Here is a 1,206-nt window from a genome sequence, read left to right as displayed (position 1 = left end):
GGACCTCGTATATTGAGCGTACCGCATCTCCATTGGATAATGAAGATGTAGATGCGGCCAGGCGGAGTGACGCTGATTGGACTTAGTGCCATGGAGCACGTGGGTCAGATAGGCGCCTCCGCCTGTTTCATTTTATAAGTCCGAACGGTATCTTGGGCCATCGCGTCAACGCGTAAGCCTGCATACGAGGAAGGTCAAAAATGGATACGATATGCGCGGTAGGTATTGATGTAAGTAAAAAGAAACTCGATGTGGCCTTGCTGATAAACGGTAAGGTCAAGGCCAAGGTGGTTGAGAATTCTGCTCAAGGACATCAGGCGTTGATCGATTGGTTCGGCAAATCCAAGGTGCCGCTGTCGGCGCTGCATGTTTGCATGGAAGCGACAGGCGTCTATTCTGAGCCGGTGGCGTTGGCGCTGCATCAAGCGGGACTGATGGTTAGCGTGGTGAATCCGGCCTGCATTAAAGGGTTTGGCCACAGCGAAAATATACGCAACAAGAACGACGTCATTGATGCGGGCCTGATTGCACGCTACTGCATCGCGATGAAGCCATTGCCTTGGAATCCACCGCCACTAGAGCAGCGTCAGCTGCGGGCGTGGTCGCTCCGCGTTCAGGCCTTGAAGGATATCCGCCAGCAAGAAGAGAATCGGCTCGAAGCGTTGTCCATTGGTGGGATGGAAGAGGTTGCGCAGCATGTCAAGCAGCACATCGCCTGGCTCAGCGCCGAAATCGAGAAGCTGGAACGTGACATCGGCGACCACATTGATCGCCATCCCGACCTCAAGCGCGACGCCGATCTACTTGCCAGCATTCCCGGGGTGGGAATGGCGACCGTGGCCAGGATATTGGGCCACTTGGGTGATATCCGCCGCTTTGACAACGCGAAGGCTTTTGCCGCCTTTCTTGGTGTAACCCCCAGGCAGCGCAGCTCCGGTACCTCGGTGAAAGGGCGAACGGTGATCAGTCGGACTGGCAGCACCTCAATGCGCGCCGCGCTGTATATGCCTAGTCTGGTGGCGCGTCGCCACAACCCGATACTGCATCGGTTTGCAGAGCGGTTGGCAGCAACTGGAATGGCAAAGAAAGCCGTGATCGGGGCCGTCATGCACAAACTGGCACATCTGATTTATGGCGTGATCCACAACGGCAAGCCCTTCGACTCCAATTACTTGGTGAAAGGGCTTGCTATTCAAGACGGTATCT

General features: G+C 55.5%; 1 protein-coding gene. It reads left to right on the top strand.

All coding sequences use genetic code 11. The features are described 5' to 3' along the window. Nucleotides 1-200: 200 nt before the first annotated feature. Nucleotides 201-1,206 (top strand): IS110 family RNA-guided transposase (locus AC07P1_RS33675; protein WP_494699946.1); only part of this gene is annotated, 1,006 nt, incomplete at its 3' end.

Source organism: Duganella sp. GW821-FHT07F09 (assembly GCF_059418705.1).
This window is presented reverse-complemented; position numbering and strand designations above follow the sequence as displayed.